The organism is Sphaerisporangium aureirubrum (assembly GCF_042658925.1).
Taxonomy (GTDB): Bacteria; Actinomycetota; Actinomycetes; order Streptosporangiales; family Streptosporangiaceae; genus Sphaerisporangium; species Sphaerisporangium aureirubrum.
On sequence record NZ_JBHSRF010000037.1, the window covers coordinates 50901 to 64919 of the forward strand.

At 73.3% G+C, this 14019-nt stretch carries 11 protein-coding genes; 10 read left to right on the top strand and 1 reads right to left on the bottom strand.

Annotated features, from left to right (window positions below; translation table 11 throughout):
- Positions 1 to 41 precede the first annotated feature (41 nt).
- Both ACFP1K_RS23320 and ACFP1K_RS23325 read left to right on the top strand, forming a co-directional pair.
- Positions 42 to 1016 carry a carbohydrate kinase family protein gene (locus tag ACFP1K_RS23320; RefSeq protein WP_380756859.1) on the top strand — a complete coding sequence of 325 codons (975 nt, stop codon included), beginning with the start codon at positions 42 to 44 and terminating at the stop codon, positions 1014 to 1016.
- Between the two features lie 196 nt (positions 1017 to 1212).
- Complete coding sequence (locus ACFP1K_RS23325; RefSeq protein ID WP_380756810.1) at positions 1213 to 2103, top strand: VOC family protein; 891 nt, start codon at positions 1213 to 1215, stop codon at positions 2101 to 2103.
- A 1-nt stretch (position 2104) separates the two neighbouring features.
- Here the strand turns inward: ACFP1K_RS23325 and ACFP1K_RS23330 are convergent, their stop codons facing one another.
- Positions 2105 to 3442, bottom strand: a complete 1338-nt coding sequence (locus tag ACFP1K_RS23330) for a PucR family transcriptional regulator (RefSeq protein WP_380756812.1) — start codon at positions 3440 to 3442, stop codon at positions 2105 to 2107.
- 459 nt (positions 3443 to 3901) lie between these two features.
- Here ACFP1K_RS23330 and ACFP1K_RS23335 point away from each other — a divergent pair, with 459 nt between their 5' ends.
- Genes ACFP1K_RS23335 through ACFP1K_RS23370 form a run of 8 tightly spaced genes read left to right on the top strand, consistent with a single transcriptional unit; the run spans position 3902 to position 13910 of the window.
- Entirely contained in the window at positions 3902 to 4849 is a 948-nt protein-coding gene (locus ACFP1K_RS23335) for an ABC transporter permease (protein WP_380756814.1), read from the top strand.
- Positions 4846 to 5739 (top strand): ABC transporter permease, encoded by an 894-nt coding sequence (locus ACFP1K_RS23340; RefSeq protein ID WP_380756816.1) that lies wholly within the window; start codon positions 4846 to 4848, stop codon positions 5737 to 5739. Before ACFP1K_RS23335 ends, ACFP1K_RS23340 begins: the two co-directional genes overlap by 4 nt.
- Positions 5736 to 6782 (top strand): ABC transporter ATP-binding protein, encoded by a 1047-nt coding sequence (locus ACFP1K_RS23345; RefSeq protein ID WP_380756818.1) that lies wholly within the window; start codon positions 5736 to 5738, stop codon positions 6780 to 6782. Before ACFP1K_RS23340 ends, ACFP1K_RS23345 begins: the two co-directional genes overlap by 4 nt.
- Positions 6775 to 7980 carry an ABC transporter ATP-binding protein gene (locus tag ACFP1K_RS23350; protein WP_380756819.1) on the top strand — a complete coding sequence of 402 codons (1206 nt, stop codon included), beginning with the start codon at positions 6775 to 6777 and terminating at the stop codon, positions 7978 to 7980. The genes ACFP1K_RS23345 and ACFP1K_RS23350 overlap by 8 nt, the downstream gene beginning before the upstream one ends.
- A complete protein-coding gene (locus ACFP1K_RS23355; protein ID WP_380756821.1) occupies positions 7977 to 10379 on the top strand; it encodes a CaiB/BaiF CoA-transferase family protein in 2403 nt (800 codons plus the stop codon). The genes ACFP1K_RS23350 and ACFP1K_RS23355 overlap by 4 nt, the downstream gene beginning before the upstream one ends.
- 53 nt (positions 10380 to 10432) lie before the next feature.
- Entirely contained in the window at positions 10433 to 11668 is a 1236-nt protein-coding gene (locus tag ACFP1K_RS23360) for an amidohydrolase family protein (protein WP_380756823.1), read from the top strand.
- A complete protein-coding gene (locus ACFP1K_RS23365; RefSeq protein WP_380756826.1) occupies positions 11665 to 12708 on the top strand; it encodes a peptidyl-alpha-hydroxyglycine alpha-amidating lyase family protein in 1044 nt (347 codons plus the stop codon). The genes ACFP1K_RS23360 and ACFP1K_RS23365 overlap by 4 nt, the downstream gene beginning before the upstream one ends.
- Positions 12705 to 13910 (top strand): cobalamin-independent methionine synthase II family protein, encoded by a 1206-nt coding sequence (locus ACFP1K_RS23370; protein ID WP_380756828.1) that lies wholly within the window; start codon positions 12705 to 12707, stop codon positions 13908 to 13910. The genes ACFP1K_RS23365 and ACFP1K_RS23370 overlap by 4 nt, the downstream gene beginning before the upstream one ends.
- Positions 13911 to 14019: the final 109 nt, after the last annotated feature.

Below are 14019 nucleotides of genomic sequence, written 5' to 3' on the forward strand. Positions count from 1 at the left end.
GCGCAACCGCGGTGATCGGATCGATCGCGACCGACCACCTGATGCATTTCCCCGGCCGCTTCGCCGACCACATCGTGGCCGACCGGCTGGACCGGCTGTCACTCAGCTTCCTGGTGGACGGGCTCGTCGTGTACCGCGGCGGGGTCGGCGCCAACATCGCTTTCGGCATGGGCGTGCTCGGCCAGCGGCCGGTGCTGGTGGGATCCGTCGGCGCCGACTTCGCCGAGTACCGGGCGGCCCTTTCGGCGCACGGGGTGGAGTGCGGCGAGGTACGGGTGGTGGACCGGGCGCACACCCCCCGGTTCACCTGCACCACCGACGACGACCAGTGTCAGCTCGCGTCCTTCTACCCGGGCGCGATGACCGAGACCAGGAACATCGACCTGGCGCCGATCGTGGCCCGGCGCGGGATCGAGCTGGTGCTGGTGGGCGCCACCGACCCGGCCGCGATGGTCGGGCACACGAGGACCGCCAGAAGGCTCGGCGTGGCGTTCGCGGCCGACCCCTCCCAGCAGCTGCCCCGCCTGTCCGGCGACGAGTGCCGCGAGCTGGTGGACGGCGCCCGGTACCTGTTCTGCAACGAGTACGAGTTCGAGCTGCTGCTGCGCAAGACCGGCTGGGACGCCGCCGAGATCACCCGCCGGGTGGGCCTGCGGATCACCACCCTGGGCGACAAGGGCGTCCTCGTCGCCGGCCCGGACGGCATCGAGTCGCACGTCGGGGCGGTGCCGGCCACGAGCGTGGTGGACCCGACCGGCGTGGGCGACGGCTTCCGGGCCGGGTTCCTGGCCGGGGTGGGCGGCGGCCTGGAGCCGGTGCGGGCCGCCCAGCTCGGCACGCTGATCGCCACCCTGGTGCTGGAGGTCGACGGCGCCCAGGGATGGGGCATCGACGCCGAGGCGGACCTCGCGCGGCTGGCCGCGGCGCACGGCACGGCGGCGTCCGCCGGCATCGAGCCGGTGCTGCGCGCGGCACTCGGCCACGCGCCCCGCGAACCGGCGGGCCCGGCCGCGTAGAGAACGAACCGGGGGCCGCTCGCGTGGAGAACGAGCCGGCGGGCCGGCCGCGCAGAGAACCGGAGAAGCCGGTGCTCGCCGGCACCACCGTGCGCACCGGGCCCGGTGCCCGGTTCGTCCCGCCCCGTCCCGTGGAACGGGGCCGCGTACTCTTGTGGCGGCGCACAAGTGCGCCGCAGGCACGAGGGGAAGCGGTATGCGGAGTCTCGGATATGTCGGCGCGCAGTCCGCGTCGGCACCGGACTGGCTGGATTTCGGCCCGAAGGTCTTCGGTTTCGAGGCGGACCGGCTCCCCGGCGGCACGGTCCGGGTGCGCTGGTGCGACCGCGCGTACCGGCTGGCGGTGCACCCCGGCGGGCCGGACCGGCTGCTCTACCTCGGCTGGGACCTGGGCGACGAGGCCGCGCTGGCGGAGGAGGCGGCCCGTGTGGCGGCGGCCGGGTACGCGGTGGAGCAGGGCACCGAGCGGCTCTGCGCCGAGCGCGCGGTGCGGCGGCTCGTCTCCTTCACCGACCCCTTCGGCCTGCGGCACGAGCTGTTCACCGGCCAGCGGGAGGTGCCGGGCTCCTACCGGGGACAGCGCCCCACCTCGCGGGCGGTCACCGGCGGCCTCGGGCTGGGCTTCGTCGCGCTCCGCGTGCCCGACCTGCAACGAGGGCTGGACTTCTACCGCGACGTGATGGGGATGAAGGTCTCCGACGCCATCAACCTGGGGCGCCCCCACGGCGAGATGTGGTTCCTGCGCTGCAACCCCCGCCACCACAGCATCGCCCTGCTGGAGGGCGGCGACGAGCTCCGGCTGGAACACCTGATGATCGAGACGGCCACCCTGGAGGAGGTCGAGATCGCCTGGGACCTCGCGGAGCGTGAGATGGACGCCTTCGTCAGCCCCGGGCGCCGCCTCTCGGACAACATGCTGCTGTTCCGGGTGCGCGCCTCGACGGGTTTCGACGTCTGCTACGGCTGGGGCGCGAGCCTGATCGACGACGAGGAGAACTGGATCCCCCGGTACATCGACTCCTCCCGGGCGGAGGGCATCGTCTACTCGGCTGCGGCCGTGGTCACCGCGCGCCGGCCCGGACGCTGAGTCACAGCCCCGCCTCGCCGAGGGTCTCCAGGATCTCCAGGGCGACCTGCACGGCCAGCCGGTCCCGGTAGTCGTCCAGGTTCAGGCCGGTGATCTCCTCGACCCGCCGGACCCGGTAGGTGACCGTGTTGGGGTGCACGTGCAGCAGCTCCGCGGCGCGCCGCGGGCTGTCGTTCTCCTGGAAGTAGCACTTGAGCGTCGCGACGAACTTGGAGTTGTACTCCTGCTCGTGCCGCAGCACCTCGCCGAGGACGTCGGTGGCGAACTCGCGCAGCGACTCGGGGTCGGGCACCTGGAGCAGCAGGCGGCTGATGCCGAGGGTGTCGAACGCGACCACCGCGCCCCGCCGCCCGAGCCGCCGGATCGCCTCGTTGGTGCGCCGCGCCTCCTCGTAGGAGCGGGCGATGTGGGCGGGCTCGTGGAACGTGCCGCCGACGCCGATGCAGACCCCGACGTCGGGGAAGAGCGCGCCGAGCCGCTGCACGCAGAGCGCGCCGAGCTGACCGGCCCGGGTGCCGGCTCCGGGCGTGGACGGCTCGGCCAGCAGGACGACCACCTCCCGGCCCCGGATCGCGGTGATCGCGTCGGGTGACTGGGCGACGAACATCCGCGCGGTCGCGCCGGCCGCGCGTTCGGCGACCAGCGCGCTCCGCTCGGTGTCGCCCGGCGGCGCCTCGATGGCGATGGACAGCACGCGGTGCTCCCGCTCGCTGTCGAAGCCGAGGTGCTGCGCCCAGCGCACCACCTCGTCGTTGTCCCGCCCGGAGCCGGACAGCAGGCCCTCGACGAGGTCGTCGCGCACCTGGCTTCCCGCCGTGGAGATGACCCGCTCGCGGGCCAGGACGACCCCGCAGATGGTCGCGGCGTGCTCGGCGATCATCAGGTGGATGTCCTCGCCCTGCTCGGGCGCGTCCGCGACCAGGGAGACGAGGTACGCGGGGACGGTGTCGCCGACCAGGATGGGAGCGACGACGCGGGCCCGGCCGCGGGCGGGGTCGGGCAGGCGCAGCGCGCGCCGGGTCTTGCCGGCCATCGCCACCATGTGCGCGAGCCGGGGGTGGATGAGGTGGTCGTGCACGTACCGCACGGAGTTCTCGTAGCTCTCGCCGGGTGCGGCGGCGGCCAGGATGCCCATCTTCTGGCTGATGACCGCGACGGTCACCGAGGTCCGGCGGGCGATGAGCTGGGCGACGGCGCCGATGTCGGCGTCCTGCAGGGCCAGGCCGGACAGGTGCCGGTAGATCTCCACCAGGTCGCGGAGCGTGCGGTTCTCCTGGCTGATGTCGCCGAACTCGCTGGTGACGGGGGACAGGCCGGCGGATGTGGGAGGTACGGCCATCTGCGCATCCTAGGGATGAGGGGTGAGGTTTCCATATGCTCGGCACCAAAGAGCGACCGGCCATATTGTGCCGGAACCCAAAGTGCCGGCCGCGGGGGGTCGGCTATACGTGGGTCTGGCCCCCGTCTCCCCGCCGTCGCTCACGCAGGTGACCGGCGAGGGTGACGCCGTCACCCGCCGTCCACCGTGATCCGGCCCGTGTCGTGTCCCGGGCCCGCCGCGTCCGACTCCGACCCGCCTTCGACCTCGCCCGGGGGTTTGTAACAGTCCGGACATTGCGGATTCACACGCCCGTATCCCTTGACGGCAAGTAGCCCACAGGGCAGCATACTTAACAAATATCAAACGTTTTGTCCAACTATCGGACAAGACGAGTGGAGGGCTTGAGCGTCGGTGGCGGCGGAAATCGCGCCGCCAAGGGTGGTTTCCGCCCCTGCGCGGCGCTGAACGGAGGTGACGATGAGCACTCGCATGATCATTCGTCGGCTCGGTGGCGGCCTGTTGGTGCTGTGGCTGGTGTCCGTCCTCACCTTCCTGCTCGTGTACCTCATTCCCGGAGACCCGGCCGAGGTGATCGCGGGCGAGAACGCCACCGTCGCCGACGTGCAACGCATCCGCACCGAACTCGGGCTGGACCGGCCCGTCCTGGAGCAGTACTTCACGTGGCTGTCCGGCGTGGTCCGCGGCGACCTCGGCCACTCCTTGTTCTCCGACAAGTCGGTGGTCACGTCGATCTCGGAGGCGGCCCCGGCGACCCTGGTCATCGCCATCCTGGCCATCGTCGTCGCGGTGCTGATCGGGGTGACGGCCGGCACCGTGGCGGGCCTGACGCAGGGCAGCCGTCTGGACCGCGCCGTCTCCACCCTGGCCACCCTCGGCATCGCGATGCCGAGCTTCTGGCTGGCGATGGTGCTGGTGTCCTTCTTCTCGCTCACCAACAACTGGTTACCGGCCACCGGGTACGTGGAGATGGGGGAGGGCTTCGGCACCTGGCTGTCGCACGTCATCCTCCCCTCGACGGCCCTCGGGCTGGCCACCGCGGCGGAACTGGCCCGGCACACCCGCGGGTGCGTGGCCGACGTGCTCACCAGGCCGTACGTGCGCACCGCGCGGGCCAGGGGAGCGTCCGGCGCCTGGCTGGTCCGGCGGCACATCCTGCGCAACGCCGCCATCCCGGTGGTGACGGTGCTCGGCCTGCAGGCCGGGCGGATGCTCGGCGGCGTGATCGTGATCGAGGCCGTGTTCGGCATCTCCGGCCTCGGCACCCTGGCCATCAACTCGGTGTTCCAGCGGAACTACCCGGTGATCCAGGCGTACGTGCTGCTCAGCGCAGTCGTCGTCGTCCTCATCAACCTCGTCGTGGACCTGGCCTACGGCTGGATCAATCCGAAGGTGCGCACGGCATGACAACCGCCACCAGAAGCCCACAGACCATCCGAAGCTCACAGATCCGCGGAAGCTCCCAGGCCGCCAGGATCGTCCGGACCGTACTGCGCCGCCCGTCCAGCGCGATCGCCGTCGGGTTCGTGGCCCTGCTGGTCCTCCTCGCCGTCGCCGCCCCGCTGATCTACCCGCACGACCCGGACGCGCAGAACCTCGGCCAGAGATTCGCCGGGCTGAGCTGGTCCCACCTGCTCGGCACCGACGAGTTCGGCCGGGACGTGGCCAGCCGCATCATCCAGGCGTCCAGGATCGCCCTGGCCGCGCCGCTCATCTCGGTGGGCGTCGCGCTGGTCATCGGCCTGCCGCTCGGGCTGTGGGCCGGGCTGCGCCGGGGCGTCGTGGACGCCGTCGCCGGACGGCTGGCCGACACCATCCTCAGCCTGCCCGCGCTGGTCGGCGCGCTGGCCATCGTGGCGGTGCTCGGCCCCGGCCTGGTCAACGCGATGGTGGCGATCGGCATCATCTTCGCGCCGGGCCTGTTCCGGGTGGTGCGCGGCGCCACCCTGGCGGTGGCCGAGGAGACCTTCGTCCACTCCGCGGTGGCGATCGGCTCGCCCACCCGGCGGACCCTGTGGGTGCACATCCTCCCCAACATCGCCGCCCCGCTGCTGGTCCAGGTGACCATCCTGATGGGCGTGGCGCTGCTGGCCGAGGCGAGCCTGAGCTTCATCGGGCTCGGCGTGCAGCCACCCAGCGCCAGCTGGGGCTCGATGCTGAAGGCCGCCTACACCAACCAATTCGACGCGCCCTACTCGGTGGTACCCCCCGGGATCGCGATGGTCTTCACGGTGCTGGCCTTCAACACCATCGGTGACGCGATCCGCGACGCGGTCGGACTCAGGAGAGGCGTATGACCCAGGGACGGCACGACACGGGCGACGCCGCGGACGACGCCGGAGACCGGCCGCTGCTGTCGGTGGAAGGGCTCACCATCGACCTGCCGGGCGGCGCGGTCCAGCGCGGCCTGGTGGAGGACGTCACCTTCCAGGTGCGCGAGGGCCGGTCCACCGCGCTGATCGGCGAGTCCGGCTGCGGCAAGACGCTGACCTCGATGTCCATCCTGGGCCTGCTGCCCCCCACCGTCCGGGTCTCGGCCGGATCGGTGTGGTTCGACGGCGTCGACCTGCTCCGGTGCACCCCCCGGCGGCTGCGCCGGATCCGCGGCGGGCCCGTCGGCATGGTCTTCCAGGAGCCGATGAGCAGCCTCAACCCGACGATGACGGTCGGCGACCAGATCGCCGAGGCGCGGCGGCTGCACCTCGGCGAACGGCGCCGGGTCGCGCTGGGCAAGGCCCGCGAGCTGCTGGAACGGGTCGGCATCCCCAACGCCGCCCGGCGGATCGGCTCCTACCCGCACGAGATGAGCGGCGGCATGCAGCAGCGCGTCATGATCGCGGCGGCCATCGCCTGCGAACCGAAACTGGTGATCGCCGACGAGCCGACCACCGCGCTGGACGTCACCATCCAGGCCGAGATCCTGGCCCTGCTGCGGGACCTGCGACGCGACCTCGACCTGGCCGTCCTCCTCGTCACCCACGACCTCGGCGTGGTCGCCGACTTCTGCGACGACGTGGTCGTCATGTACGCCGGGCACATCGCCGAGCGGACCCCCGTGGACGGCCTGTTCTACGACCCCCGGCACCCCTACTCCAGCGCACTGCTGTCCGCGGTGCCGCAGGTCGGGCAGGCCCGGTCGCGGCTCGCGGTGATCCCGGGCCGGGTGCCGTCCGCCGGGCGGTTCCCCGCCGGGTGCCGGTTCGAGCCGCGCTGCGCGCACGCCGTGGAGCCCGGATGCCGGGAACCCCAGGTGGACGCCCCGCTGGGCGACGGCCGACGCACCCGGTGCGGCCGCGTCTCCTCCGGCGACCTGACGCTCAAGGGAGCCCTCGGTGGCTGAGGATCACGTGGCCCTGCGGGTTCAGGGCCTGTCCAAGTCGTTCCCGCTGCGCCGCGGCCTGTTCGGCCGGACGCTGGAGAGCGTCCGCGCCGTGGACGGGGTGGACCTGGAGGTGCGGGCCGGGACCACCCTCGGCATCGTCGGCGAGTCCGGGTCGGGCAAGACCACCGTGGGCCGGTTGATGGCGCGGCTGCTCACCCCCGACCGGGGCACCGTCGAGGTGGAGGGCAAGGACGTCAGCCGGGCCAAGGGCCGTGAGCTGAAGGAGATGCGCGCGCGCCTCCAGGTCATCTTCCAGGACCCCTACGGCGCGCTCGACCCGACCAAGACGGTCGGCCACGCCGTGGCGGAGCCACTGCTGGTGCACGGCCGGATCGGCCGGGGCGAGATGCGCGACCGGGCGGCGGCCCTGCTGACGCGGGTGGCGCTGGACCCGGCGTTCGTGGACCGCTACCCCGACGAGCTGTCCGGCGGGCAGCGGCAGCGGGTCTGCATCGCGCGAGCCCTGGCGCTGTCGCCCGGCGTGCTGGTGGCGGACGAGCCGACCTCCGCGCTGGACCTGTCCACCCGGTCGGAGATCCTCAACCTGCTGCTGTCCATCCAGGAGGACACCGGCCAGGCGATGGTGCTGGTCTCGCACGACTTCGCCACCGTCAGGCACCTGTCGCACCGGATCGCGGTGATGTACCTGGGCAGGATCGTGGAGGAGGGCCCGGCCGCGCGGATCGCGGAGGCCCCCCTGCACCCCTACACCAAGGCGCTGCTGTCGGCGGTGCCGCTGCCCGACCCGCACGCGCAGCGGGCCCGGCGCAGGACCGTGCTCCAGGGCGACCTGCCCGACCCGGCCGCCCCGCCCTCGGGCTGCCGGTTTCACACCCGCTGCCCGGTGGCGATGGCCGAGTGCTCCCGGCAGGACCCGCCGCTGCTCCAGGTCGCCGACGGGCACCGGGTGGCCTGCCTGCTCCACCAGCCAGGCGGCACCTCGGCGGACACCACCGCCCCGGCCGGTGCGTCCCTGGCCCCGGGCACGTCCGTCACCCCGGCCGACGCGTCCGCGAAGCCTGTCACCTCAGCCGATGCATCCGTGAGTCCCGGCCCGTCGGCCGGTGCGTCCGTGAGGCCGGGCGCCCCCGCCGATCCGCCCCGCGACGGCGCACCGGCGGAACTCCGGTCCGACCCCCAGGAGACCGTGCGATGAGCGACACCGAACCCCGACCGGCCGGCGGGGCGCTGACCGGCGTCCGGGTCGTCGACTTCGGCCACTACGTCGCGGGGCCGCTGGCCGCGCTGATGCTCGCCGACCAGGGCGCCGACGTGGTCCACGTCGACCGTCCGGGGACCGTCCCCGACGACGCCGACGCCTTCTTCAACCGGAACAAACGGCGCGTCACCCTCGACCTGAAGGACCCGGACGGCCTGGCCACCGCCCGGGAACTGGTCCGGCGGGCCGACGTGCTCATCGAGAACTTCCGCCCCGGCGTGATGGACCGGCTCGGGCTCGGCTGGGCGGAGCTGCGCGCGACCGCCCCACGGCTGGTCTACTGCTCGCTGCCCGGCTTCGGCGCCGACGACCCGCGGGCCGGAGTGCCCGGCTGGGAGGGCGTCGTCGCGGCGGCCACCGGCAACTGCCGGATCAGGGCCGGGTACGTGCCCAAGGGCTGGGACCCCACCCGCCCGACGTACTCCGCGATCCCGGTGGCGTCCAACTTCGCGGCGTTCTGCGGCGCCTTCGCGGTGGTGGCCGCGCTCACCGCGCGGCACCGCACCGGCCGTGGGGACCGCGTCGAGGTGCCGCTGTTCAACGCGATGTTCGAGGCCGTCGGCGGCAGCGGCGCCTACCCGACGGCACGCGGGCTGGAGCCGGAACGCGCGATCAGCGCCAACGGCAGCGGCACCTACCGCTGCGCCGACGGCAGGTACGTGCAGTTCAACCCGATCGGCGCCACCACCCGCTTCCTCACCTGGTTCCTGCAGGCGGCCGGGGTGGCCGCGTGGGCCGGCGAGGGCCTGACCGACCGCCCCCGGATGGACCGCGAGCCGGAACTGCGCGTCCTGCTGGGGGAGCGGCTGACCGCGTTGTTCCTGACCCGCCCGGCGAAGGAGTGGGAGGAGCTGGCCGTCGCGGCCGGGGTGCCGCTGGCCATGGTGAGGACCACCGAGGAGTGGCTGGACACCGAGCACGCGCTCACCGGCGGCGAGGTGGTCGTGCTGGAGGACCCGCTGCTCGGCCCGACGGCCATGCCCGGCCCCGCGGTCTGGCTCTCCGACACCCCCGCCACGACCGCACGGCCCCGCGGCCTGCCCGACGCGGACCGCGCGGAGATCCTGGCCGAGCTCGCCGCACCGGCCCCCGCCGCGCCGCCGGCCCGGCCCGGGGACGGCGGCCTGCCCTACCAGGGCCGGAAGGTCGTCGACCTGACCCAGATCCTGGCCGGGCCGAGCGCCGGGCGCATCCTGGCCGAGTTCGGCGCCGAGGTGGTCAAGGTCAACGCGCCGCACCGGCGGGTCGGCGCGCACGGCTTCGTCAACCGGGGCAAACGCACCGTCCTGCTGGACGTGAAGTCCGAGGAGGGCCGGCGGATCCTGTGGCGGCTCATCGACGAGGCCGACGTGCTCACGCACAACTTCCCCGGCCCCACCGCGGACGGCTACGGCCTCGGCTACGAGCACGTACGGGCCCGCCGCCCGGACATCGTCTACGTCTCGGTCGGCTGTTTCGGGGTGGGCGGGCCGTGGTCGGGCCGCCGGGGATACGAGACCCAGGGCCAGGCGGCCACCGGCATCATGGCCAGGACGGGCGGCGACGGGCCACCGGCCGTCTTCGGGCCGTACAACGTGCTGGACTACGGCACCGGCACCCTGGCGGCGTTCGCGGCGGCGCTCGGCCTCTACCGGCTGGAGACCACCGGGGCCGGACAGCACGTCCACGCCTCGCTGACCCAGACCGGCCTCCACCAGCAGGCCAGGTACGCGGTGCGCCCCGCCCGGCGCGACCGCACCGGCGAGGCCCCGGCCCCCGACCGCCCTCCCGATCGGCGCCCGGACGGGCCACACGGCCCCGCCGCGCTCGGCCCCGCCGCGCTCGGCCCGAGCCCGTGGCAGCGCTTCTACCAGGCCGCCGACGGCTGGTTCTACCTCGGCGCGACGGCCGGGCAACTGCCCGCCCTGCGCGCGGTCCCCGGCCTGACCGAGGCGCTGGCCGGACTGGACGCGGACACCGACCCCGAGATGCTCACCGCGGCGCTGGCCGCCGCCTTCCGCGCGGCGGGTACGTCCGGCTGGATCTCGCGGCTGGTCGCCGCGGGCGCGGGCGCGCACCGGGTCACCTCGCTCGGCGAGCTGATGACCGAGCCGTGGGCCAGGTCCCGCGGGCTGAGCGTCAGCCAGATCTCCGAGGAGGTCGGCGAGGTGGTGATGCCCGGCATCGCCATCTCCGTCCACGGCACCCCGCCCCGGCTGGGCGCGCCGGTCCGCCGCCCCGGCGCCGACGCGCGCGAGGTGCTGAACCGGATCGGCCTGGCCGGCGCGGTGGACGGGCCGGCGCGCGGCGGCGCCGTCCAGCTGGACGCGCTGCCGCCGGGATGGGACCACTTCTGACCCGCGGCCGCCCCGCACAGGACGTGCGCCGTGTGGCACCGATAGGAGAGACGATGGAGTACGACCTGCTGATCAAGGGCGGCCGGGTCCTGGATCCCGGACAGTCCGTCGACCGCGTCGTGGACGTGGCGATCACCGGCGGCCGGATCAGCGCGCTGCGCGAGGACATCCCGGCCGCCTCGGCCCGCCGGGTGATCGACGCGAGCGGCCCCGGGCGGTACGTGGTGCCCGGCCTGATCGACCTGCACACGCACGTCGCGCACGGGGCCATCACCCCCGGCGTCGGCATGGAGGGCTGCGACCCGGACGTCGTCGGCGTCGGATCGGGGGTCACCACGCTGGTGGACGCGGGCTCGGTCGGCGTGTCCGGCATCGGCGTCTTCTCCGCCTACATCCAGCCGAGGGCGCGCACGCGGATCGTGCCGTACCTGAACATCGCCAGCCACGCGCACAGCATGCCCACCATGGTCGACGTCAACGCCCTGGACGACATCGACCCCGGCGCCATCGCCAAGTGCGTGGCGGCGAACCCCGGCCTGGTCCAGGGCGTCAAGCTGCGGCTGGTCGGGCCCCTGGTGGCCGAGCACGGCAAGGAGATCTTCGAAGCCGCCAAGGGCGTGGCCCGCGAGCACGGGGTGCCGCTGATGGTGCACATCGGCGACCTGTCCGCGCGGCGGCGCCCGGAGCCGGAGCGGCTCACCCCGGTCACCCGGTTCGTCATCGAGCAGCTGGACCGCGGCGACATCATCACCCACCTGTGCACGCCCAACCACGGCGGCGTCATGGCCGCCGCGGACCGGATGATGCCCGCCCTGACCGCAGCCAGGGAACGGGGCATCGTGCTGGACTCCGCGCTCGGCCGGGGCAACTTCGGCTACCGGGTGGCCCGCGAGCAGCGCGAGCTGGGACTCGCGCCGGACACCGTCAGCAGCGACCTGACCGCGGCCGGGGAGACGTTCCACTCGCTGCTCGAATGCATGGCGAAGTTCATGGCCGTCGGCTACGACCTGTCCGACGTGGTGCGCATGACCACCGTGAACGCGGCCCGCGCGCTCGGCCTGGAACACGAGCTCGGCGCGGTGGCCGCCGGCCGGGAGGCCGACCTGACCGTGCTGGACCTCGTCGAGGGGGACTTCGAGTTCGTCGACACCGCGCAGGAGACCTTTCACGGCGGATACGGCCTCGTCCCGGTGCACACCGTCCGCGCCGGAGAGCTGGTGCCGCCGGTGTGGGGCCCGCACCCGTGGGGCTGGCTGCCGGCGCCCCGGAGCGCGGAGGTGCCGTCGTGATCCGCGGCGAGCATCACCGCTTCCTGGCCGGCGGCGACTGGGAGCGCCTGCCGGACGGCCTGCGGCACGCCGACGTGACCGCGGTGGACGTGGACGCCGGCGACCGCGTCTACCTGTTCACCCGGTTCGACCACCAGGTCCTGGTGTACGAGCGGGACGGCACGTTCGTCCGATCCTTCGGGCTCGGCCTGTTCACCATGCCGCACGGGCTGACCGTCGGCCCGGACGGCACGGTCTACTGCGTCGACGCGGGCGACCACACGGTGCGCAGGTTCACCCCCGAGGGAGAACTGCTGCTGACCATCGGCACCCCCGGCGTGCCGTCCGGCACCGGGTACGTCTCCGGCGGCCCGGTGGACGTGCACGGCGTGGAACGGGTGCGCCGGCCCGCCGGCCCGTTCAACCGCTGCACAGACCTGGCCGTCGGCCCGGACGGCGACCTTTACGTGACCGATGGGTACGGCAACTGTCGCGTGCACCGGTTCTCCCCGGACGGGGAGCTGATCCGGTCCTGGGGTGAGATCGGCACCGGTCCCGGCCAGTTCCACCTGCCGCACTGCCTGGACATCACCCCGGACGGCAGGGTGCTGGTCGGCGACCGGGAGAACGACCGCATCCAGGTCTTCGACCTCGACGGCCGCTTCGCCGAGGCGTGGACGGACGTGCGCCGCCCCTGCGCGCTGGTCGCCGCGCCGGACGGCACCGTCCTGGTCGCCGAACTGTGGCGGCCGAAGGGCACCAGGTCGTTCGTCCACGGCGCGACACCCGAGCACCGCATGTCCCGGCTCTCCGTGCTCGGCCCGGACGGCGGCGTCATCGAGCGCTGGGGGGACTCCGGCGGCGGGCCCGCCGGGACCGGCGACTTCATCGCCCCGCACGGCATCGCGCTGGACTCCCGCGGCGACCTGTACGTCGCCGAGGTCACCTACAGCTTCGCCGTCAGGCCAGGGCTGGTCGACCGGTCCTGCGGACGGCATCAAATCCAGAAGTTCTCCCGCGCCGGCGCGGGGGACGACACCTCGGTCAAAGGACACAGATGAGGCGCAGCGAGGATCGGATTCTCAGCACGCACGGCGGCAACCTGCCCCGGCCGAAGGACCTGGACGAGCTCATCGCCCAGGGTCAGGCGGCCCGGGCGGCGATCGACGAACGGCTCCCGCACGCGGTACGCGAGGTCGTCGACCTCCAGATCGACTGCGGCCTGGACACCGTCAACGACGGGGAGTACGTCAAGGCCGCCAACATGTCCCACTACAGCGGCTACATCCACGCCCGGGTCACCGGCTGGGAGACCCTGCCCATCGACCCCGCCGTGCCGCCGAAGCGCGAGTGGGTGGCCGCCCGGGACAAGGCCGATTTCCCCGGCACGTACGCCTCCGGGCTGTGGCTGATGGGATCGGGCGGCCCGATCCGGCCGGGATTCGCCACACCCGGCGCGGTGCCCAAGATGCCTGTCAGCGGCCGGGTGTGCACGTCCCCGATCACCTACATCGGCCAGGACGCCATCGCGGCCGACATCGCCGCGATGAAGACGGCCCTGGAAGGCCGGGAGGCGGACGGCTTCATCGCCGCGCTCGGCCCGCTCAGCCTGGGCGCGGGCGCCAGGAACGCGCACTACGCGAGCGAGGAGGAGTACATGTTCGCGGTCGCCGAGGCGCTCCGCGAAGAGTACAAGGCGATCACCGACGCCGGTCTGATCCTGCAGATCGACGAGCCGGAGTTCGCCACCACCTGGCAGTTCCACCCCACGTGGACGGTGGCCGACCTGCGCCGCTACCTTGAGTCGGCGGTCGAAGTGATCAACCACAGCGTCGCCGGGCTGCCCGCCGAGCAGATCCGGATGCACACCTGCTGGGGCAGCGGCCACCGGCCGCACACCCAGGACATCGGGCTGGAGCACATCGCCGACCTGCTCGTGAAGGTCAACGCGCAGGCGTACGCCGTCGAGGCGAGCAACGTCCGGCACGCGCACGAGTGGCGGGTGTGGGAGGACGTGAAGCTGCCCGAAGGCAAGATCCTCATCCCCGGCGTGGTCGGCCACGCCACCGACCTGGTCGAACACCCTCAGCTGGTCGCCGAGCGGCTGGTCGGCTACGCCGGCGTGATCGGCAAGGAGAACCTCCAGGCGGGCACCGACTGCGGGATGGGTTCCCGGGTGGGGCACGAGGAGATCGTCTGGGCGAAGCTGCGCGCGCTCGCCGAAGGCGCCGCCATCGCCGGCGAGCGCTTGCGCGGCAAATAGCCGCGGGCGGACCCGGTGGCGCCACACGCGGCGCCACCGCGCAAGGACCGGACAGCGGCGTCAGCCGCCGACGGAAACGAAGAAGCGGATCCGGGCCGACACGTCGGGG

What these genes read in the sequence shown, in the direction of transcription:
- ACFP1K_RS23370 (WP_380756828.1), top strand. Translation starts at nt 12,705, where the DNA reads ATGAGGCGCAGCGAGGATCGGATTCTCAGCACGCACGGCGGCAACCTG.
- ACFP1K_RS23335 (WP_380756814.1), top strand. Translation starts at nt 3,902, where the DNA reads ATGAGCACTCGCATGATCATTCGTCGGCTCGGTGGCGGCCTGTTGGTG.
- ACFP1K_RS23345 (WP_380756818.1), top strand. Translation starts at nt 5,736, where the DNA reads ATGACCCAGGGACGGCACGACACGGGCGACGCCGCGGACGACGCCGGA.
- ACFP1K_RS23355 (WP_380756821.1), top strand. Translation starts at nt 7,977, where the DNA reads ATGAGCGACACCGAACCCCGACCGGCCGGCGGGGCGCTGACCGGCGTC.
- ACFP1K_RS23340 (WP_380756816.1), top strand. Translation starts at nt 4,846, where the DNA reads ATGACAACCGCCACCAGAAGCCCACAGACCATCCGAAGCTCACAGATC.
- ACFP1K_RS23330 (WP_380756812.1), bottom strand. Translation starts at nt 3,442, where the DNA reads ATGGCCGTACCTCCCACATCCGCCGGCCTGTCCCCCGTCACCAGCGAG.
- ACFP1K_RS23325 (WP_380756810.1), top strand. Translation starts at nt 1,213, where the DNA reads ATGCGGAGTCTCGGATATGTCGGCGCGCAGTCCGCGTCGGCACCGGAC.
- ACFP1K_RS23320 (WP_380756859.1), top strand. Translation starts at nt 42, where the DNA reads ATGCATTTCCCCGGCCGCTTCGCCGACCACATCGTGGCCGACCGGCTG.
- ACFP1K_RS23360 (WP_380756823.1), top strand. Translation starts at nt 10,433, where the DNA reads ATGGAGTACGACCTGCTGATCAAGGGCGGCCGGGTCCTGGATCCCGGA.